Annotated in this window: 19 protein-coding genes; 4 read left to right on the top strand and 15 right to left on the bottom strand. The window is 38.9% G+C overall.

All coding sequences use genetic code 11. The features are described 5' to 3' along the window. Positions 1–846 precede the first annotated feature (846 nt). Genes CHU_RS05635 through CHU_RS05645 form a run of 3 tightly spaced genes read right to left on the bottom strand, consistent with a single transcriptional unit; the run spans position 847 to position 4,141 of the window. On the bottom strand, positions 847–2,466 hold the full coding sequence (locus CHU_RS05635) for a leucine-rich repeat domain-containing protein (protein ID WP_011584548.1): 1,620 nt from the start codon (positions 2,464–2,466) through the stop codon (positions 847–849). Continuing rightward, a complete protein-coding gene (locus CHU_RS05640) occupies positions 2,466–3,569 on the bottom strand; it encodes a gliding motility-associated C-terminal domain-containing protein (RefSeq protein WP_041932216.1) in 1,104 nt (367 codons plus the stop codon). Before CHU_RS05640 ends, CHU_RS05635 begins: the two co-directional genes overlap by 1 nt. Beyond that, the gene (locus CHU_RS05645; RefSeq protein WP_011584550.1) at positions 3,566–4,141 is read right to left on the bottom strand and encodes an RNA polymerase sigma factor; all 576 of its coding nucleotides are present in this window, start codon (positions 4,139–4,141) and stop codon (positions 3,566–3,568) included. Before CHU_RS05645 ends, CHU_RS05640 begins: the two co-directional genes overlap by 4 nt. Before the next feature lie 109 nt (positions 4,142–4,250). Here CHU_RS05645 and CHU_RS05650 point away from each other — a divergent pair, with 109 nt between their 5' ends. Further along, the gene (locus CHU_RS05650; protein ID WP_041932217.1) at positions 4,251–5,129 is read left to right on the top strand and encodes a PorP/SprF family type IX secretion system membrane protein; all 879 of its coding nucleotides are present in this window, start codon (positions 4,251–4,253) and stop codon (positions 5,127–5,129) included. Between the two features lie 63 nt (positions 5,130–5,192). Here the strand turns inward: CHU_RS05650 and CHU_RS05655 are convergent, their stop codons facing one another. The 4 genes from CHU_RS05655 to CHU_RS05670 form a co-directional block, all read right to left on the bottom strand. Then, complete coding sequence (locus CHU_RS05655) at positions 5,193–8,168, bottom strand: T9SS type A sorting domain-containing protein (RefSeq protein WP_011584552.1); 2,976 nt, start codon at positions 8,166–8,168, stop codon at positions 5,193–5,195. A gap of 237 nt (positions 8,169–8,405) precedes the next feature. Further along, positions 8,406–8,945, bottom strand: coding sequence for a YfiT family bacillithiol transferase (locus CHU_RS05660; RefSeq protein WP_011584553.1), 540 nt, complete (start codon positions 8,943–8,945; stop codon positions 8,406–8,408). A gap of 194 nt (positions 8,946–9,139) precedes the next feature. Continuing rightward, positions 9,140–9,916 (bottom strand): N-acetylmuramoyl-L-alanine amidase family protein, encoded by a 777-nt coding sequence (locus CHU_RS05665; protein ID WP_041932218.1) that lies wholly within the window; start codon positions 9,914–9,916, stop codon positions 9,140–9,142. A 1-nt stretch (position 9,917) separates the two neighbouring features. Further along, positions 9,918–11,003 carry a CHU_1165 family disulfide oxidoreductase gene (locus CHU_RS05670; RefSeq protein WP_011584555.1) on the bottom strand — a complete coding sequence of 362 codons (1,086 nt, stop codon included), beginning with the start codon at positions 11,001–11,003 and terminating at the stop codon, positions 9,918–9,920. A gap of 178 nt (positions 11,004–11,181) precedes the next feature. Between CHU_RS05670 and CHU_RS05675 the strand changes: the two genes are divergently transcribed. Then, positions 11,182–12,057, top strand: a complete 876-nt coding sequence (locus tag CHU_RS05675) for a hypothetical protein (RefSeq protein WP_011584556.1) — start codon at positions 11,182–11,184, stop codon at positions 12,055–12,057. A gap of 385 nt (positions 12,058–12,442) precedes the next feature. Further along, on the top strand, positions 12,443–14,209 hold the full coding sequence (locus CHU_RS05680; protein ID WP_011584557.1) for a 6-bladed beta-propeller: 1,767 nt from the start codon (positions 12,443–12,445) through the stop codon (positions 14,207–14,209). 465 nt (positions 14,210–14,674) lie between these two features. Here CHU_RS05680 and CHU_RS05685 read toward each other — a convergent pair whose 3' ends face one another. Further along, positions 14,675–14,923 (bottom strand): T9SS type A sorting domain-containing protein, encoded by a 249-nt coding sequence (locus tag CHU_RS05685; RefSeq protein WP_081428651.1) that lies wholly within the window; start codon positions 14,921–14,923, stop codon positions 14,675–14,677. A gap of 104 nt (positions 14,924–15,027) precedes the next feature. On the opposite strand from CHU_RS05685, the gene CHU_RS05690 reads away from it, so the two are divergent. Next, positions 15,028–15,273, top strand: a complete 246-nt coding sequence (locus CHU_RS05690; protein WP_143144144.1) for a hypothetical protein — start codon at positions 15,028–15,030, stop codon at positions 15,271–15,273. A 5-nt stretch (positions 15,274–15,278) separates the two neighbouring features. Here the strand turns inward: CHU_RS05690 and CHU_RS05695 are convergent, their stop codons facing one another. The 7 genes from CHU_RS05695 to CHU_RS05725 form a co-directional block, all read right to left on the bottom strand. Further along, on the bottom strand, positions 15,279–15,731 hold the full coding sequence (locus CHU_RS05695) for a hypothetical protein (protein ID WP_011584561.1): 453 nt from the start codon (positions 15,729–15,731) through the stop codon (positions 15,279–15,281). A 44-nt stretch (positions 15,732–15,775) separates the two neighbouring features. Next, entirely contained in the window at positions 15,776–16,264 is a 489-nt protein-coding gene (locus CHU_RS05700; protein WP_011584562.1) for a hypothetical protein, read from the bottom strand. Between the two features lie 103 nt (positions 16,265–16,367). Continuing rightward, complete coding sequence (locus CHU_RS05705) at positions 16,368–16,997, bottom strand: hypothetical protein (RefSeq protein WP_011584563.1); 630 nt, start codon at positions 16,995–16,997, stop codon at positions 16,368–16,370. A gap of 12 nt (positions 16,998–17,009) precedes the next feature. Next, positions 17,010–17,279 (bottom strand): hypothetical protein, encoded by a 270-nt coding sequence (locus CHU_RS05710; protein WP_041932219.1) that lies wholly within the window; start codon positions 17,277–17,279, stop codon positions 17,010–17,012. Between the two features lie 11 nt (positions 17,280–17,290). Continuing rightward, positions 17,291–17,731: a hypothetical protein gene (locus CHU_RS05715; RefSeq protein ID WP_011584565.1), complete on the bottom strand. Its 441-nt coding sequence runs from the start codon at positions 17,729–17,731 to the stop codon at positions 17,291–17,293. Continuing rightward, a complete protein-coding gene (locus CHU_RS05720; RefSeq protein WP_011584566.1) occupies positions 17,728–18,591 on the bottom strand; it encodes a hypothetical protein in 864 nt (287 codons plus the stop codon). Before CHU_RS05720 ends, CHU_RS05715 begins: the two co-directional genes overlap by 4 nt. A 152-nt stretch (positions 18,592–18,743) precedes the next feature. Next, positions 18,744–19,256 carry a hypothetical protein gene (locus CHU_RS05725; RefSeq protein ID WP_041932220.1) on the bottom strand — a complete coding sequence of 171 codons (513 nt, stop codon included), beginning with the start codon at positions 19,254–19,256 and terminating at the stop codon, positions 18,744–18,746. Positions 19,257–19,404 lie beyond the last annotated feature (148 nt).

The raw sequence follows: 19,404 nt of genomic DNA on the forward strand, positions 1-19,404 counted from the left end.
AAGCGGCGCAGGGCATAAAAAGGAAAGGCCAGGTATTGTGTCGTTACAAAAATAAGTCAGGATACAATACTTGAGAAAGGCTGCGCTTCATTGCCGTCTCATTTATGAGATGGTATGTGAATGAATTGAATATGGATTAACAGCTTTTACCCTTAGCTAAAGCCGCACGGCAATAAAAGCGGCGCAGGGCATAAAAAGGAAAGGCCAGGTATTGTGTCGTTACAAAAATAAGTCAGGATACAATACTTGAGAAAGGCTGCGCTTCATTGCCGTCTCATTTATGAGCTGGTATGTGAATGAATTGAATAGGAATTAACAGCTTTTACCCTTAGCTAAAGCCGCACGGCAATAAAAGCGGCGCAGGGCATAAAAAGGAAAGGCCAGGTATTGTGTCGTTACAAAAATAAGTCAGGATACAATACTTGAGAAAGGCTGCGCTTCATTGCCGTCTCATTTATGAGCTGGTATGTGAATGAATTGAATATGGATTAACAGCTTTTACCCTTAGCTAAAGCCGCACGGCAATAAAAGCGGCGCAGGGCATAAAAAGGAAAGGCCAGGTATTGTGTCGTTACAAAAATAAGTCAGGATACAATACTTGAGAAAGGCTGCGCTTCATTGCCGTCTCATGTATGAGCTGGTATGTGAATGAATTGAATATGGATTAACAGCTTTTACCCTTAGCTAAAGCCGCACGGCAATAAAAGCGGCGCAGGGCATAAAAAAGGAAAGGCCAGGTATTGTGTCGTTACAAAAATAAGTCAGGATACAATACTTGAGAGAGACTGCGCTGCATTGCCGTCTCATGTATGAGCTGGTATGTGGCAAATAAACAGCAATAAAAAATTACCTCATAAGGCTTACACCGATGCTGCCGGATTCATTGATGATAATGACATAATAACCCGAATCGGCCATGCCGCCAGCATCGGTTGATCCGTCCCACGCGCCGGGAACCTGAAGTGTTTTAATTAATTTTTTAGAAGTATTGTAAATCCGTACCGTTCCAATGTCAGGAATAAAATAATTATCCATGATGCCATCTCCGTTGGGGGAAAAAACAGATTCGCAATCGCTTCCTTTATCCAGCAGGAATGTCTTGTAGGTTGTGCAGTTTCTTGAATCGGTTGCCTGTAATACATACGTTCCCGGTATGATGTTAGGAAACTGTGTAGCTGTAATTCCTGTCATATTTTTTACAGGACTTGTTGATTGAAGGATATAATTGACCGGAGCTACAGCACCGTCAACCGTTGTGCCGGCAATGTCTATCAGGGAGCCTTCACGGCAATCGGAAGATAATACACTTATGTTTAGCTTGCTGATGTCCATACACGTACGTACGGTTAGTTTTGATGTATTGGTCTTTAGTGTAAGGCCCGGCAATGCAGCATTTGTAATGTATGCAGAATATATACCTGAATCACTCATGAAAGCAGGAGCGAAGCTGTAGTTCCCTGTAGCATTTGTTAACAAGGGTGTGTTGTTTTTATACCAGGTAAATGTATTTGTTGTAAGTGCAGGGTCGATCGGAATCTGGTAGGTATACATATTACGTTCGCGTATATCCACATAGGCAGGAATACTGATGTTCTTCTGCGGTGCATAGGTAAAGACAGAAAAATTCGGAAGTGATGCCAGCGGAATAAGATCTTCAAACGTAAGGTAATTCTCTGAAAGGTTTACAGTAGTAAGGTTTGGTTTGTTGGCAAAGTTCGGAAGTGTGCTTACTCTGCAATTCTGAGCAAGCAGTTTAATCAGTTTTGTGTTTGTATGTAAACCCGAAAGATCTGTCATGTTTGTCTTTTCACAATTGAATATTTCAAGATTGAGAAGAGTCGGCAGGCTGGGAATACTATGGATATTGGTGTTGCTTATACTAAGCTGTTGAAGATTACTATTCATGCTTAAGTCAGGCAACACACTGATTGAATTAAAATCCAGCGCTAATGTTTTAAGATTTACCAATGCAGAAAGATCCGGTATTTCAGTCAGCGCATTTCCGGCAGCATTTAAATACAGCAGCGTTGTTTTATTTGCAATGCTTGCAATAGAAGTTATTTTATTATTCCCGACATACAAATCAATTAACTGGTAAAGGTCTGCCAGATTAGGAATGGAAGTGATTTGATTTCCGTTTACATAAATCCGGCGTAAATTTTTCATGTAGCTTAACTGCGACACGTTTGTTACTCTATTATTTCTCAAACGCAGAATTCCCGTTTTTTCAAAGAACTGTATTCCGTCAGGGTTTTGAATGTCTGCATTGTCAAGATTCAGATCGGCCGACATCATTTTTGCTGCGGCTACATTCAGCTGCCCTTCAGCATTCATATAGGCAGGGTAATCTCTTATTAATACATTTCGAAGATTTATATCCGGAATGGTATAATAAGGCTGGGCATTTGCCGCGTATATGCCGGCAAATAAAAAATAGATAACTGATATGTATAGGTATTTTTTCATTATCTGGTAATAGTCACTTCTCCGGTTACTTTTGTCCCATCCGTGTAGTCGATAAGATACACATAAAGCCCTGCTTCAGCAAGTGCTCCGGTACCATCGCTTCCGTTCCATTCAATGTAATCAAGGGATGGATTTGTAACGCGGTAAACAATTTTTCCGCTTCGGTTATAAATGGTCAGGCTTCCTTTTTTATCTGTATCGAACGCGATAGAGCATGTCTCGCCAAGCATCGGATTGATGTTGAATTTCGTTCCCTGTTGAATAGCAGGTGTGCAGTTTTTTTCAAGGATAGAAATTTTCTGTTCGGATAAACATCCGTTTCGGTCTGATATTTTCACCTCATAGATTCCGGCACCCAATGCAGAAACATTTTTCTCTTTAATTTTTTTGTTGTTAAGTGTGTACGTATACGGAGCAATTCCGCCGCTGATCTTATCAATATGTATCGAGCCTGTCTCCGTGTTCATGCAGCTGTTCTCCGTAGTAATGACAGATGTTATTTTGGTTAAAGAACAATCTGTTTTTTTATTTTCTTCACCTGCTGTTGTCTCAAGAGCAGGTTCTGTTTTTGTATTGACGGGAACAATCACAGGTGTACCAGCAATAACCAGGCTGCCAGCTTGTGCTGTGTCAGTTGCTTGTGTACGGGTAACGATATCGCTTATATCCGTTTTTGCAGGCAGGTTCAGAGCTGTTGCTGTTTTTTGCGTCGTGTTTTCAACCGGTGCAATATCTGGATTATTTTCCTTTTCAATATGTGAAGCGGCAGATTTCTGGAGAGAAACTGTTTGAATATCTTTTTTACCAGGCAGCATAAAAAACAAGGAGCCAAGCAAACATAAGGCACCTGCGCTAATCCATTGCCAATGCATGCGGAAGAACGAAGGCGTTTGCATGTTCAGCAGATCTTTTTCTATCTGGCTTCGCACACTTTTTAATTCGGCTTCGAGGATCAGGTTATTGAGCATGCGCTGTTCCTGCACTTCGTTCGCAAAAGCCTTATCCTGCATCAGCTGCTGTTCAAATGCCGCTAATTCCTGCCCCGTGAGTTTGTTCTCAAGGTACTGGTCAATCAGGTAATAGTGTTCAAGATCCGGTCTCAAGGCTTTAGTATATTTAATAGATCTGAATTTTCTTTAATGATCTTATGGAAAGATTGTTTGCATCTGTAATGCATTGTTTTGGCTGCATTTTCACTGGAAAGCTGCATCTTTTCCTGAAGTTCTTTCATACTTAATTTTTCGTATGCAACCAGTCCGAGTAATTTCCGGCAGGCATCTTCAAGTTTACTGTAAGCGATATCCAGTGCTTTTCTTTTTTCGGCTGAGATCATAGAATCAAGCTGATTATATGATTCGGCTGAAAGATGCTGGTCTTCAATATCTACATGAACGAGCTTTCGTTTTCTTTTAGCTGCATTGATCCATAAGTTTTTCGATATCGTGAAAAGGTATGCATCAACCGATAAATTGTCTTCAAACTTGTTTTCGATTACAGATTTGAAGAAAATAATAACCGCATCCTGAAAGATGTCATTTGCTTCATCCTGCGTGCCGCTATTGCTTAAGATATAACCTTTTACTTTTTTGAGGGTATGACTATACAGATAAGACAACGCTTTTTCGTTTTGCCTGTTTTTAATACATTCAACAATTGTTCTGTTTATATCCTTCACGTATCTGTATTACAAACTGGCTTTAAAAAAGTAACAGGCTTTATTTAATATTTTAGTAATAAATGTAAAAAATATTTTATTATTAATAGAATTGATGTTGTTTTGTTCAATGAATGCTGTCCGTAACTGGTATATTCTTCCCGTATTTTTTATCACATCCTTTATTTCAAAAGGGCAAAACGGAGCGCTTATACCGGATACATACGATCAGTTCTTTCAAAACTACTACCTCATAAATCCAGCAAATACGGATACAGCAGGCGTTATCTTACACATGGGGCATAAGTCGCAGCTGGGTGTTTTCCGCGGTGTAAGACAAACCTATTTTGATGCAAATTTTCGCATACAATCTAATCGTTTTAATCGTGCACACTCCGTAGGTATTCAATTGTTTAATAATAGTGAAGGAGATTTTTTCAGTAAAAACAGGATATATGGAAGGTACGCATTTGATATACACCTTTCAGAAACCTATTTTTTATCCGCAGGAATAGCAGTAGGTGCCGTTAGTTATGCATTTAAAGCAACGCAATCCAGTGCCGGCGGTTCTGATCTGGCATACGATGGCAGCACAGGCCTTTGGGTGGTAGGCCGCAAGCTTAAAGCAGGTATTTCGATACAGCAGATTTCTCAGGGGAAACTCAGTCCGCTTGGACAAATCTTTGAATTGAGAAGACAATACAATGCGAATGTCAGTTATCTGTTTTTTATTAATCCCGATATTCAGCTCACAACACATGTGTGGTATAAGTATCAGCAACACAATATGCATGATGTACAGGTTGCAGCTATTATAACGCTACAGAATCTGGTAGAATTCGGCGGAAATTATAAGTATCAGAAAGGTGTTGTGCTGATCGGCGGATTAAAAGACATTCACATAGGAACATCCAGCCTATCTCTTGCCATGTCTTATTCAACAGGCATATTAAACTACCTGGCAAAAGGTGATAACGCGGTAGAGGTATTTCTAACATACAGCAGATAAAAAAAGTTAGTAATTATGAATCATAATGTATTTTTATAATTCATAATTACTAACTGCTAACTACTATTTTTTTACAATCTTTGTTGTATACACACCCTGTTCAACATGAATAAGAACGGTGTATAATCCAGATGCAAGCGATTCACCCACGGTGATGTATGGTGCATTGATCTGCTGAGTTGTTTCAACAACTGTACCCGCACTGTTTATGATTGTGATGGATTGGATCATGCCCAGATTTTCTATTGATATAGATGTATGCACATCAAAAGGCTGCGGCACAACTTTAATATTTGTATTTGTTCCATTAATTGTTGCCGTTGTTACACAAGCCGTTTTTTCAGTATTGCCGCCTACACAGATGGAACAGTTATCGTAAAATGCAGTTCCGTTCGGTGTTCCCGAACAATCCAGACAAGAAGCTTCTGTATTGCCGCAGCCACAGTTGCCCGCAGCTGTTTTTCCCGGGTCTGCCGGGCAGGCATCTCCCGATACGGAAACATACCCTTGTGGTTTCGTACAGGAAAGCAGCGTTGAAGCTGCATCGCCTTTGCCATCGTTATCAGCGTCTGCATACCAGACAGTTTGCTGTGTTGTGTTGATCTGCGTAACGGAAGAGGCGGCTTTGCATCCGGAAGCATTCGTTACTTCTACGGTATAGGCACCTGCTTCTGTAACGGTTAAGGATGCTGCTGTACCAACCGGTACTGTTCCTCTGTACCATTTGTACGAAGCGCCGCTGCTGGCTGTTAATACAGCTGAACCGCCTGTACAGAATGAAGTCGATGAAGCCGTTACCGTTGGTATTGTTGCGGTATTCACACCGATTTGTGTTACAGCCGATGTTGCTTTACACCCGGAAGCATTCGTTACTTCTACAGTATAGGCACCTGCTTCTGTAACGGTTAAGGATGCTGCTGTACCCACCGGTGCTGTTCCTCTGTACCATTTGTACGATGCGCCGCTGCTGGCTGTTAATACAGCTGAACCGCCTGCGCAGAATGAAGTGGATGAAGCGGTTACCGTTGGTATTGTTGCGGTATTCACAGCGATTTGTGTTACAGCCGATGTTGCTTTACACCCGGAAGCATTCGTTACTTCTACAGTATAGGCACCTGCTTCTGTAACGGTTAAGGATGCTGCTGTACCCACCGGTGCTGTTCCTCTGTACCATTTGTACGAAGCGCCGCTGCTGGCTGTTAATACAGCTGAACCGCCTGCGCAGAATGAAGTCGATGAAGCCGTTACCGTTGGTATTGTTGCGGTATTCACAGCGATTTGTGTTACAGCCGATGTTGCTTTGCATCCGGAAGCATTCGTTACTTCTACGGTATAGGCACCTGCTTCTGTAACGGTTAAGGATGCTGCTGTACCCACCGGTGCTGTTCCTCTGTACCATTTGTACGAAGCGCCGCTGCTGGCTGTTAATACAGCTGAACCGCCTGCGCAGAATGACGTAGCTGATGCTGTTATCGTTGGGGTTGCCTGAAGTGTCCCTGTAAGTGTTCTGGCTGCAGAAGTTGCTTTACAGCCTGCCGCATTGGTTACTTCTACGGTATAGGCACCGGCTTCGGCAGCGGTGTACGTTGCTGCGGTTCCCACTTGTTCTGTCCCTCTGAACCATTTGTACGAAGCGCCTGTAGTGGCTGTCAGCACAACAGAACCAGACGGACACAGATTGGTGGTTGAAGAAGAAACGCTTGCCGTTGGTAATGCAGATACCGTTACTGTGTTGGTTGCAGACGTGCCGGTACCGCCCGCATTGTCTGTAGCAGTAGCTTTGATGGATAAGGTACCTGCCGCTGTTGGCGTATAGGTAATCGAGTAGGGAGATGTATTGTCTGAACCAAGCAAGGCAGTGCCGTTGTAAAAATCTACTTTCTGAATGGTACCATCGCTGTCCTGTGCAGAAGCTGTCAGGGTAATTGCCGTTCCTATACAGCCTGAAGCGCCATTGGCAGGAGCAGAAAGTGTTGCTGTGGGGTTATTGTTTACAGGTGTTGTTCCGCAGCCGCATTGCGTAGGGCTGTCCAGCGTTGCGCCCGAACCGCAGGCAGTGTTTGTTACCAGTGCCTGCACCGTATTTGCTGGTGCAACTGTCAGCGTGTAGGGAGGAGTGAAGGATGTACCGCTTCCGGCTGTATTGCCGCTTGTATTTGTAAAGATGTTGTTGCGTGCGGTTACCGCCGTGAAATCATTTTCAAACAGATCAATCGGCTTGTTCACACCGATAAAAACATTGCTTTCTATCAGCAGGTCTGCTTTATAGCCCGCGCGGATAACGTTGTTTGAAACGGTGCTGTTATACAGATTGTTTGCAAGGTGTATTTTACCGAACCGTACACGCGGCATACGTTCTACACATCCCTGTCCCCACCAGCAGTACTGGAAAGTAACACGCAGTTTGCCTGCATCACCGGTGGCGCCGTCTGAACTGCCGATCAGGTTTGTGTACCGGTGATCATCCGAACCTCCCGGTCCGTTTGGTATAGGGGCTTTTATATAGCTGAATTTGCACCACGTTACTGAAATATAATCCGAAGCATTTTTAATGTCGAAATTTCCATCCATACCATCCTGAAAATCGCAGTGGTCTACCCAGAAATTTGTACAGGCATCTATAGTAAGGTTATCGTTACCATCTGTGTCGTAGGCCCCCGGACCTTCAAACGTTAAATTCCGCATGATGAAATTTTTAGACCGTTTGATGTACATAATTCCTGAACCGTCTTTGGTTTTATCAACCGAGATCATACGTGAACCCGCTAAACCGATAATGGTTTTTCCATCGGTATCCTGTATGGTAATGCGTCCGTTGGTTGGAAAGGTAATCGTTCCGGATACATGTACTACTTTTACAGAAGTGCTGGTAAGTGCAGTCTTTAACGCCGCATAGGTTGTAACAACTGTAGGTGTGGCAGAGCCGCCGCCCGTTACACCTCCGTTTTGTGTGGCCCAGCCCACGGGCGCACATTTATCCTGTGCCTGTACAAATACAATGCTCAGTATACTGAATAGTACTAAATAGACATGTTTCATCGTCGGTCTCTTATTAGTGTGAGAAGTATATTTTTTTAGTGTATGAATATTCGGTTTTAAAACTTCATTCTATTTAAATACACCAGAGCTATGACCGAGGTAACGGAATTTTCAATATTTTTTTATAAAAGTGGATTAATTCAATTTCGGAAAGGGATATAAAAAAAGAAACCCATTTGATGAAATGGGTTTCTGAAGTAAAAGATCGTGTCTGTTAAAAAAACGGAAAGGCAGGTATTACCAGCCTTTCCGTTTTTTTAATGCTGTGATATGCGCCAGGTGGTGATTGCTGTGCCAGGCATACATGCCGATGTATTCATCAATTTTAAATGGTGCGTGGTGTTCCGGATGGTTAAACTCCCGTTTTAATTCAGCGGCTGAAAGTGATTCCAGTAAAGCGGTCCACCGGGTATGCAAGCCGTCTAAGATATGCAGGCTGAATTCTATAGCCATTTTACTGTCAATGCATTCTGCCCAGCGGTCTTCCCAGTAAGGTTTGATCGTAGGAGTGTCTTCTGTCAGCGCCAGCTTAAAACGAATAAAACTGTTCATATGACTATCTGCACAATGATGAATCACCTGTCTGATCGTCCACCCGCCCGGGCGATACGTTGTATCAAGCTGCGCCTGACTCAGTGTTTCTGCAGCTTCCCGCAGGCGTTGCGGAAATAAATGTATGTCAGATATAAACGCCGTAAGTTGTGCGGCAGAAGGGTCAACTGTTTTTTGGTATTCCCCGATCGGAAATTTTAATGCGTGTAATTCAGTGTCAGTCATGTAAACGTGAAAAGTTAAAAGTGTAAGGTAACGTATTTAGTTTTATCTGTTGACGGAGATCGGTACTGACCGGTGCCCCAGGATATCGATCTTTTAATTAGGATTATTTAATCCCTGATTATTGGAATACAGATCATACGCAGATAGGTTTAAATCGTGTAATGACTACATATTACACGTTAAACGATACACTGTTATTCCGCTTCGATCAGCAGTTTATAATCTTCGATGGCGCTATAGATGCCATACGCCGTGTGGGTTTTTCCTTTTTCAGAATTCAGATAGATTTCTTCTTCTTTGTGTGTTAAGAAACCTGTTTCCACAAGTACGGCCGGCATGGTTGTTTTCCATAACACCAGAAAACCTGCCTGCTTAACACCTCGGCTGTAGCGTTGGTTGTATGTTTTGAATTCTTCTTCAATGCGTTCTGCAAGTATCATGCTGTTGCTTAAGTTGGCGCTTTGATACAGGGAAAACATGATGTACGATTCCGGTTTGTTGGGATCAAAACCATCGTAGTTTGCCTGGTTGTTTGCTTCCATGAGAATAGAAGAATTCTCCCGTTGCGCTACCTGCATATTCGATTCTGTTTTATGCAATCCCATGCAGTACGTTTCTGTTCCGGCAAACTGCTCGGGGCCCGCATTCACATGGATTGAAATAAACAGGTCGGCATCAATCCTGTTGGCAATACCCGCACGGTCGTGCAGTTCAATAAAACGGTCGTCTTTGCGGGTGTAGGTAACTTCAATATCGGGAAGATTTGTTTTGATCAGTTCGCCCAGCTCAAGCGCAATCTGCAAGGTGATATCTTTTTCCCTGGAATATTTTCCGTTGCAGCCCGGGTCTTTACCGCCATGGCCCGCGTCAATAACAATTTTTTTTAAGGCAACTCCTTTTTTGTTTTTTATATGGAACGATAAAAAACAAAGGCTGATGCATAAGAACCATGCAAATGATCTGGACAACATATTATTTTTTTGTTGCGTCAACTAAAGCAGCTTTTGAAAATGTTTCAGAAGAGAAATCACCTACAATATTTCCTTCATTCAGCACAACGATACGTGGCGGAGAAGGCGCTTTATCAAGCAAACGGAAGAATTTAGTGGCTTCAACAAATGCATACGGGAACGTGCATCCGGCAAATTTAAAGAAGGCATCTTTTTGAGACTCTTCTCCCCAGAAGATAATGTGTACCGGAGGAAGTTTTGTGGTTTTGTTTAACTCACAGATTTCTTTGGCTGTATGCATACAATGGTCGCACTCTACATTAAACAGACATACAATCTGTCTGCCTGCATCCAGATTGGTTGTGCCGGTACTGAAGTTTGTATACGGAGCGAAGATGGATGTGCGGCGCTGAACCGTCGGAACAGCCGGTTCCGGAGGCAACACAACAGCATCTGTCTGTGGTTTTTTATCCGATGGCTTTACTTCTGTACCTGTTTTGCCTTTTTTATTCAGCGTAGTTTTGTCTACATATACCGTATCAATCTGAATGATGCGCTCTATAACAGGTGCAGGAGGGGTAAGGATTTCAGCCGTGTCACAGCCGCATTCCGGTTGGTATTTCCAGAATACAAACCCAAAACATACCAGAAGAATGGCAAGCGGGTAGCGGTGTTGATTTGCTTTAGCCACCTGCGTTTTTGTATAAATGTAAACCAATATGCCAAGGGTAACAACATTTTTAATCAATGCCTGCGAAGGTGTCATCGGGATCAGGTCGCCCATACAGCCGCAATTACCGCTGTCTCCATGTAAAAAGATCTGGTAGCTTAAGTGGATGCAGAAGCCAAGCAGCATAAGGAACATGGCCGGCAAAATGAATTTTTTAAAGTAATGATTTTGAAGGAACGCGATCCCTAAGAAGAATTCTGCCGCAATTACAACGCGCGCAAGTATAGGCGCAAAGCAGATATTTGTTATGTTCTGTACAACCAATTGATGTTCAAAAGCAGCAATACTCGGAATTAATTTAGAAATAGCTGAAAAAATAAACAGCGCAGATACTATAAAGCGTAAAATCCAGATAAGGGGTTGGTTGTTATTTTTCATAAGCAGGTATGCGTGTAACGTTATAAGGCTTTAGATGATTCGGTCAGAATAATCCGGCGGCCTGGCCGGAATTTATGACTAATATCGCATTTTTAACGAATAAATCATATTTCAGGTATACAGATCGCCTGATTGTTTTATTTGAATTATCTTTGGGCTGATTATCCTGTCAACACGTATGGCCGACCTGCATCAGATCAGGCAGAATTTCTCATCCATGCCGGATGAAAAGCTGCTGCATATTGCTACTCATGAAAGAAATACACTAACAAAAGAAGCGCTGGCTGTGTTTATTGAAGTGTATAAAACCAGGCCACTGGACGCTTCTATTTTTGAACCTACCCCAGAAGAGCTGGATTATGATAAGGAACAGCACTGGTTTTTCGCATTGGAAGAAAAAAGAAAAGGGAAAACAGCTGAAGAGCTTTACGGGAGCCTAACAGCAAGGAATCTGAAAGATGAACAGGCAGCGGCAATCATAAGCCGCTTGCCCGAACCGGATATCAATGATGAAGATTTTGAAACGTATATAAAACATCAGTGTGAGCATGTGTTCTTAGCAGGGAACTTTGCACGGGTGCTAATAATTGGCACAGGTATATGCGCAATTGCTTATGGAACAATGAAATTTTTTGTTCCCTTTACTATACTCGGTATTGCAATGCTGCTGCTGGCCGTATGCTTTAAAATAGGAACAAAGCACGGAGGTGCATTTTGGGTAAATCGGATTAAGCATAAGCCTGAAAGCATTGTCTGGATAAAACCCATTGTAGAAAAACACACCGTATGGTATCTTATTACGTTGTTCAAAACAAGTCATTTTCAAATATGTACAAGAGATTCGATTGAGATAACGTTTGAATGCACCGATCCGGTTGAACGGAACATTTTTCTGACAGGCATTAAAAAATATATTCCGCATGCCCATATCGGATATTCGTTTCCGTTAGATCATATGTACATTCAAAACCCGGCGGGTTTTATTAATGCCTTGCAGCATAAAAACCTATATCTGCCTGTTGCAGACATTGCACTGCCGCCTGTATCGGTATAATGGCAGGGGCAAACCTTGCGGTTGCCCTGTAAACGGACAGATTGCCTTATTAAAAGTAACGTAAAGATTATTTCACCTACCACGGAATTTAATCCTAAAAATCGGATAAATACAAATCAAACATTCAATTGTTCTATTTCTTAGAATAATCGTACTTGTGGATAAAAGTTCTGGTGTTTTATTTTTTATGCTGGTGACTTTTGGCTACTGGCATACTACTATTTTATTCGTTTAAACATTGCTATGTATATATTTTTTTTTGTAACATTACCTTACTGTTCAATATTTTGAAAAATATACATGTGTTAATAATTCAAAAATTACAATTTCGGGAGATCGTTTTTCAAAATTAACAAACAGTTTTAATCCAAAATATCCATTCCTTATGTACATCAATAAGACGAGAATTTGTCTGTTACTCATATCTGCACTACAATTTATAGGCATTGCATCCGCGCAAAACTATTTATTTGAACGGAAACTAAGCGGCTATAAAAATTCCAGAATAGCACCGGTATTCATCAGTCCGCTGGGTATTGTTGTTGACTCCGTGAATAACGTGTACGTGTCTGATATTGACCGGGTACAAAAGTTTGACGCAAAAGGAACGCTGTTGAAAAAATGGGGGCGCTTTGGTTTTGGCGAAGGACAGTTTTCAGATGCATCCCGCATGGCCATTGATAAGCAGGGTTTTTTATATGTGCTTGACGGGTTCCGTGTTCAGAAAATGACACTGGATGGACAGTTTGTTACTAAATGGGGAAGATACGGAACACATGAAGGGGAGTTTTCTTTTTTAACAGGCATTGCTATTGACAGCATGAACAATATTTATGTTACAGACCGTGCCAATCACTGCGTACAGAAATTTACCAGCGATGGTGTCTTTCTGAAAAAATGGGGTGTGCTGGGTAAAGAACCCGGGCAGCTGAATGAGCCGGAAGATATTGTGATCGATACATACGGCTTTCTCTACATTGCCGATGCCAGCAATCACCGCATTCAGAAGTTTAACGGCGACGGTGAAATGGTCGCTTCCTGGGGTTCATACGGCGAAGGTAAAGGCCAGTTCAATTACCCGAACGGATTAGCGATTGATAAAAAAAATCACCTGTTTGTTGTTGACTATAACAACACGCGTATTCAGGAACTTTCAAACACAGGTGTATTTATAGCGAAGTGGGGAAAGATCGGCGATAAACCAAATCACTTTAACGCCATTACAGGCATTGCTCTGGATGCCTCTGATAATATTTATACCGTTGAAGCAGGCAATCAGCGCGTACAGAAATTTACAAACCAGGGGCATTATGTGTTGCTGTGGGGCAATCCGCTTGGACAGAATGAACAGTTCTATTTTCCTTTTAATGTGGTACTCGACAGGGCAAACAACGTATATGTAATGGATATTAATTACATACAGAAATTTTCACCTACCGGAGATTTTATACAGAAGTGGGGCAACATAGGTTCCTGGAACAATACGTATGGCAACCTTGCAGACTTTGCCATTGACCATGCAGGCAATGTGTACATTGCAGACGATCAGAAACACTGTATTATGAAATTCTCGCCGGATGGACAAATGATTTCTACCTGGGGGAATTACGGCTCAGGCAACGGACAGTTTAATGACCCCATTGCACTGGCTATTGATGGAGATGATAATATTTATGTAGTAGACAGAGATAATCACCGGGTACAGAAGTTTAACAGCAACGGCGACTTCCTTTCTAAATGGGGGCAGCAGGGCACGGGCGCAAGTCATTTCTCCTGGCTGGCAGATATTGCCATTGATGCAAAAGGAGATATTTATATTGTAGACTCTCAAACCAGAGAAGTGCAGAAGTTTACCAATACAGGTGAGTTTATTACCAAGTGGGGCGGACAGGGCACTACAAACGGAAAGTTTTTAACGCCGATTGGTATTGGTGCTTGTCCGGCAGGGGATATTTATGTATCTGACCTGGAAAGAAACTGCATACAGAAGTTTTCAAATACAGGAACGTTCATTACAGTGATCGGCGGACCCGGTATTGACGATGGTCAGTTCCAAAGCCCGCGCGGCGTAGCAATCGATTCGTTCGGCAGCCTGTACATTGCAGACGCCGATAATAACTGCGTACAGAAATTCGCCCCCGTACATAAATAACGCAACCGTAGGGGCGAATTGCATTCGCCCCTACATTCAAATCGCATCCGTCCTTTCATTCGAATTGCATCCGTCCTTTTATTCAAATCGCATTCGCCCTTTCATTCAAATCGCATCCGTCCTTTCATTCAAATCGCATCCGCCCAATTTAAAAGGGCGAATTTTAATTTTTAAAGGCGAATGCGATTCGCCTGTTTTAAAAGGGGAATGCGATGCTAATCCTAAAGGGCGAATGATGCTAATCCTAAAGGGCGAATGATGCTAAACCTAAAGGGCGAATGCGATTCGCCCGTACGTAGCAGAAGCATTTAATAAATATATTGCGGCATATGCCGTTGAAATCCCCCGCCATGGTTGGTGTTTAGCCCGTCAGCATTATCCGGTGTGATTGCGAATCACCCGGGCGTCACCAACCATTTGCATGAAATTGCCCATTTTTATTATGTTTTATCTAATCCGAAACCATTACTCCTTAACCAGCTTCATCACGGTAAAGGCTGCATCGTTTGTTAAGCGCACAAAATACATACCCGGTGGAAAGGCCGATACATCTGTTGTGGTAAGAGCACCGGTTACGGTTTCTTTTTTCAGGGTCATTCCTTCCGGATTAATAATCTCCAGCTGTGTGAATACCTGCGTGCCGGTATTTTCAATAGACACCGTACCGGTAGCAGGGTTGGGGTAGAGTGTAATAAACGCAGGCGGTCCGCACAGTCGTACTCCAGGTGCCGTGCCGTATCTGACTCCGTTCCTTAAAAGGAACGGTAATGAAACGCGGCAGTATCATTTATAAATTGTGTATGTATTTATTCTGTATCATGATAACCATATTAATCAGTTTAATCCTGGTTCAGACAATAGACAATACGAGAGTATGCACTAAATATGTAGATTGTATTGTTTTGAAACGCATTAAAAACAATACTGTTATTGAAGAAACATATGTAGATATGGATACCTATATTAAAGCCATTGAAGCATTAAAAATAGCTGAACAAGAAATCATTGAACATAAAAAGGAAATAAGACGATTGAAAATATCTTCTATAATACAAGTGTCCTAGAAAATTTATCCTAAATCATAATTATCTAAACTTTTCAGAAAATCATCAATATTATTTTCTGCAATATCCATTTCCTTACTATCAGCTAATATTACTTTCTTAAAAGAATTAGTAAAGAATACTGTTATAAATCTGCTATTATTAAAAGCTATATTATTTTCTGGATGTTTTGTTCCTACAATTAACAATTGATATTGATAAGTATTAACCGTAATATCTTTCATTTGTATCCTATATCTATGACACATTTTTTCATACACTTCTTTAAAGTCATATTTCTCCATTTTTACAATAAATATACTTTCATTAATTCCATTACTACCAATTCCATATAAATATAGATTTCCAATATTACTTGCAGGTGCGGAATTAATAAAATTAAATTCTAAATTTTTATTATCAATTTTAATTCTGCCTGATGTGCCGAGTGGAATTATTTGATGTGGTATATATATCATAGTTTTATTTTTTTGTTGTGATTAATATAATCTATTCTAAATATTTAATAAATGTTATCAAATCCTTTTTGAGCTAAGGATATACCATTTTGTGAAGCAACAATGAATTCCTTCTTAATTAAATTGCTTATAGATTTATCAATTAAATCTATTTCTTTAGGATTCAAATCTTCTGTAAGACCATAATTTAGCCACCGATTATCTATTATGTGTCCAACTCTTGAATTTGTATCTAAAAACCGATTCATGATAGATTTGCCAATCTTTTCAATAGCGTCTTTCTCATTTATAGGATAAATCGTATCATATCCTTTCTCGGTAAGAACTATACAAAATGCACCTGTTCTTTGCTCTGTTAAAATAAGACCCTCATCATACATTTCTTTAAGAGTATCATTAAAGGAATCCTGTTCTTTAGGATTTAACTTTGGGAAAATTGCATGTGAAATAACACCTTGGTCAATCACATGATTTGGTTTTGATTTTTGTTTTTTAAAACGCTCAAGAATTTCTGATTTAGCTTTATTTGCCATAGTAGTTGTTGTTCAATGCAGTTGTTCCCCTGATAAGCCTATAAGACAAAATATTTCGTAAAAAAATTTCGTAAAGTATAATAAAAACTTAGGCCTTATTATATTAAGGCGTAGAGATGATATTATATGTATTATTAACCATAGATACATAATTTACAACCATAAATCTTGCCCTATACCAAAACAAACAAGTCAATAAAAAATAAATGAGAGAATAGTTTAAAATGCATTGTGTTAAATAGTATATACTCCAACCAAATGTGATTAAGGTTAAACCTTTGAATAATTCATTCATTAAATTCCAATATTCAGAACTACTATACTTTCCCTCATATTGTAGTTCGCATACTTTTTTTCTAAATGAAATATGATTATTTATTTGCGTGCTTTGAGAATTTAAAATTCCAACTTGTCTATAACCATTAACTACAAAATTCAAAAAAGATAAGGTTCTCTTGATTAATATACTCTTGTAGCTTTTTTTCTTAAAATCCCATATATACATACCAATTTTAGTAATTATTAAATCAACTCCATGAACTATATGTCCTAATAAATAAAGCCCAGGAATTAATAGAAAAAGTATTGTTGCGGGATTGTCTTTTATACCTCTTTGTGATATTTGAAAAAAATGAAATAAAGAAGCTTTAAACTCAAATAATAGAGTTAATAAGAGAAAAATTCCTATTAATAAATAAGCAAAGAAATCACGGATTGTATATTTATCTGTCATGAAAAAATAAAATTAATATTGAATACTTACTGAAACTTCTTCTTCACTTAAATTTTCTATTTGTATAAAATTGTAATTGGGTTGTGAATATTTCTCACTTTTTTTGTTTTGTGGATGGGAATATTTTTCACCAAAACCATTTGAAAAATCAACCTTTATAAATTCTTCTGTTTCTTTTGTTAGAACAAAATTCTTTTTTAATAAAACACGCATAATTGATATTTTATGCGGAGGTATTGTTATAACTTGAAAATCATTATAATCATTAATTATCTCATCCATAGTATTAATTATCACTTACGATTATTGAATTTTAATATTTCAAAAATAGCAACACCTGTATCCCTTAAAATATCAATTGAATTAATAAAAATACTACCAATAATTGTATTAAATGCGACATCATGATATTTAAAAGTTGTTTTAATAACAGAACTATCTTTTAATATTAAAAATACAATTGCCAATGCTATTAAAATGATTTGCTCATATAAGGATTTCTTAACTTCTTTTATTGCACCATCAAAATCAATAATATGTTTCTCGGCAATCTCTTGCATCTTAGATATAATAAGACTTATCGTTGCAGTATTAATTGCTAATAAAGTTATTAGAATAACAATAAGATTTCCATCTAAAAATTTAGCCCAAAAATCACTTTCTAATGCATTAGATAATATTGTCAGTATAAAACTGATTCCTAAATAAGTGAATATGTTTTTTATGTAATTCAACTTCCGATTATTTTATTGTAAGCAGTAATAACAGCATTTGGATTCCCCGTAAGTTCAATTGAATCAATTGATACTTGAGTGGATGATTTTTTAGTTTTAATCTTTCTTTTTATTCCTTTAACTTTTATTGAAATTTCGCCTCCACCTTCTGAGGCATAATCAACCATACCTTTTAAGTCTTCATTATTGCTATCTATATGCTCCAAAGAAGAATCTTCGGGAGCTTTCATTACTAACTTAGTTGTATGACTATTTGTTGTGTCTATAATGCTTTTAAATGATTCCCTTAATGAACCACTAATATTACTCATATTCGGCTTTATCAGTTCAAATTCTAAGCCTTCAACACGACCTTCATACTGATTAGCTATTTGCCAAAACTCAAAAGTTTTGAATATTGGCTTTATGTATATTTGTAAATTGTATGCTCTTAATAAATCTCTGTATTTTGATTCCAATATATGCAACACAACATCAGAACTACTAAACGCTTGTATATTTCTACTAATAGCTATTTTTTGAATTTCCGGATTGTTATTTATAATAACTAATACATCAGGATAATCTTCAACTTGCTTTTGAGTAAAATTACTGTCTTGAATTATTCTACCTTTTTTAGCAGCTAATCTAAAAACTATCAAATCATCTTCTGAATAAATGCTTTTATAAGGAAGAGTTTCATTTTGTTTGTTATAATAGCTATTATTAGCTTTCAACACTGTAGAAAAATATAAGTTCTTATTCGCCTTTAAATCATCTACGTTTGTAAATTCGCTAAAAAGCACCATTTGGTTAGTAGAAGATATAGGAACTATTTGAAATCTAAAAACGTCAAAAATAATATCTTTGGTCTTATCCATAAAAGTAGAGGTTTTTCAAAAATAGCAATTGTCTTATAGTTTTTAACTATTTTAAGACAAATTGTTTCAATTAACTAAAATAAATGCCTCTAAATATAATAATTTAAAGACACTTATTTTAAAATATAGTAAAAGCATAGATTTTTTTATTACTATGCTACTTTTCCATAATACCTATCCCTACACTTCCCGTAGTTATTTCTACCGTTAATTTTTAAGAAATACTGAAACTCTTTTTCCTTCTGCTTAAATATATCCAACGCCACTCTATTCTCCATCACAGCACTCTTAACAGATGATGCTTCTCTCTTTCCATTTTCAATAGACATAAACCAATTCAAATACCCCTGTAGATATTTCGTAGAAACACCCTTCAACTCGCAATCTAAAAACCTTTGAAGCTTACCACAGTAATAATTCAACGTTTGATTATGAACTGTCTTATCAGTCTTAGAAACGTGATCTTTTGCCTTAAATACTTTATTCACTACTCTCTTTCTTTTATAATATTTACCATATGATACATGCTTATCACTAAATACTACTAAGCCCTTCTTAACTCCTAAATAATTCTCTACATCCTGAGCACTTGACTTACCCATATGCGATGCAAACAATTCTAAATTCTTAGTTGTTCTTGAATAAGACATGATACCCCCTCTCATGTAGAATTATCTGGATTAAAATCGATCGAAATTAATGATGCTATACATGTAGCAACAGCGTTAATTCGTGAAAAAAATAATTCTTTAATTGCTACGAAGGATTCTCGAATAAGATTAATCGATTTTTTAAAAGAAAGAATATTATTCT

The sequence above is a fragment of the Cytophaga hutchinsonii ATCC 33406 genome (assembly GCF_000014145.1).
GTDB classification, from domain to species: Bacteria; Bacteroidota; Bacteroidia; order Cytophagales; family Cytophagaceae; genus Cytophaga; species Cytophaga hutchinsonii.

What these genes read in the sequence shown, in the direction of transcription:
- CHU_RS05660 (WP_011584553.1), bottom strand. Translation starts at nt 8,945, where the DNA reads ATGACTGACACTGAATTACACGCATTAAAATTTCCGATCGGGGAATAC.
- CHU_RS05675 (WP_011584556.1), top strand. Translation starts at nt 11,182, where the DNA reads ATGGCCGACCTGCATCAGATCAGGCAGAATTTCTCATCCATGCCGGAT.
- CHU_RS05705 (WP_011584563.1), bottom strand. Translation starts at nt 16,997, where the DNA reads ATGACAGATAAATATACAATCCGTGATTTCTTTGCTTATTTATTAATA.
- CHU_RS05710 (WP_041932219.1), bottom strand. Translation starts at nt 17,279, where the DNA reads ATGGATGAGATAATTAATGATTATAATGATTTTCAAGTTATAACAATA.
- CHU_RS05720 (WP_011584566.1), bottom strand. Translation starts at nt 18,591, where the DNA reads ATGGATAAGACCAAAGATATTATTTTTGACGTTTTTAGATTTCAAATA.
- CHU_RS05690 (WP_143144144.1), top strand. Translation starts at nt 15,028, where the DNA reads ATGATAACCATATTAATCAGTTTAATCCTGGTTCAGACAATAGACAAT.
- CHU_RS05680 (WP_011584557.1), top strand. Translation starts at nt 12,443, where the DNA reads ATGTACATCAATAAGACGAGAATTTGTCTGTTACTCATATCTGCACTA.
- CHU_RS05700 (WP_011584562.1), bottom strand. Translation starts at nt 16,264, where the DNA reads ATGGCAAATAAAGCTAAATCAGAAATTCTTGAGCGTTTTAAAAAACAA.
- CHU_RS05665 (WP_041932218.1), bottom strand. Translation starts at nt 9,916, where the DNA reads ATGTTGTCCAGATCATTTGCATGGTTCTTATGCATCAGCCTTTGTTTT.
- CHU_RS05695 (WP_011584561.1), bottom strand. Translation starts at nt 15,731, where the DNA reads ATGATATATATACCACATCAAATAATTCCACTCGGCACATCAGGCAGA.
- CHU_RS05670 (WP_011584555.1), bottom strand. Translation starts at nt 11,003, where the DNA reads ATGAAAAATAACAACCAACCCCTTATCTGGATTTTACGCTTTATAGTA.
- CHU_RS05655 (WP_011584552.1), bottom strand. Translation starts at nt 8,168, where the DNA reads ATGAAACATGTCTATTTAGTACTATTCAGTATACTGAGCATTGTATTT.
- CHU_RS05725 (WP_041932220.1), bottom strand. Translation starts at nt 19,256, where the DNA reads ATGAGAGGGGGTATCATGTCTTATTCAAGAACAACTAAGAATTTAGAA.
- CHU_RS05635 (WP_011584548.1), bottom strand. Translation starts at nt 2,466, where the DNA reads ATGAAAAAATACCTATACATATCAGTTATCTATTTTTTATTTGCCGGC.
- CHU_RS05650 (WP_041932217.1), top strand. Translation starts at nt 4,251, where the DNA reads ATGAATGCTGTCCGTAACTGGTATATTCTTCCCGTATTTTTTATCACA.